1 protein-coding gene is annotated in these 935 nt (G+C 60.4%); it reads left to right on the top strand.

Annotated elements, in window-relative coordinates; translation table 11 throughout:
* The coding region (locus INT21_RS11805; RefSeq protein WP_193085216.1) for an FAD-binding oxidoreductase at window positions 1-935 on the top strand (935 nt) is incomplete at both ends.

The raw sequence follows: 935 nt of genomic DNA, 5'->3' as shown, positions 1-935 counted from the left end.
GACTATGCCAACCGCACGGTGCTGGCAACGGATAACTCGATTTACCAGCGCCTGCCCCAGGCGGCGGTGTTTCCTAAGCATGCGGAAGACCTTGAGCGCCTTGCCAAGCTGGCTGCTGAGCTGCCCCACCGCGATATCGTGCTCACGCCTCGGGGTGGCGGCACCGGTACCAACGGCCAGTCGTTGACCGACGGCATCGTGGTGGACGTTTCCCGCCATATGAACCAGATCCTCGAGATCGACGTAGAGGCACGGCGGGTACGCGTTCAGGCGGGCGTGGTGAAGGATCAACTCAACGCGGCGCTGAAGCCCCATGGGCTGTTTTTCGCCCCGGAACTGTCCACCTCTAACCGCGCCACCATCGGCGGTATGATCTCCACCGATGCCAGCGGCCAGGGCAGCTGCGAATACGGTAAAACCCGTGACCACGTGCTGGAACTGGATACGGTTCTGCTCGGAGGTCAACACCTGCATAGCCGCCCGCTTAGCGCTGACGAAGAGCAGGCTGAGTGCCAGCACGAAGGTATTTTAGGTCGCGTGCATACCACCGCGGCTGAGATTATCGACCAGCAGCGTGAGCTGATTGAGGCGAAATTTCCGCCGCTCAACCGCTGCTTAACCGGCTACGATCTGGCGCATCTGCGGGAAGCAAAAGGCCAACTGAACCTGAACAGCCTGCTGTGTGGCTCGGAAGGCACATTGGGCTTTTTGAATGAAGCGGTACTCAATGTGCTGCCGATTCCCAAGCACGCCACCTTGGTCAATGTGCGTTACTCCAGCTTTATGGACGCGCTACGCGATGCCAAGGCATTGATGACGACCAGCGCGCGCCCCACCTCGATTGAAACCATCGACGACACCGTGCTGCAGCTGGCCATGGAGGACTTTGTTTGGGATAGCGTGGCGGCGTTTTTCCCCGCCACCGGCAGCACGCC

This window comes from Halomonas sp. 3F2F, from assembly GCF_014897805.1.
Lineage (GTDB): Bacteria > Pseudomonadota > Gammaproteobacteria > Pseudomonadales > Halomonadaceae > Vreelandella.
This window is presented reverse-complemented; position numbering and strand designations above follow the sequence as displayed.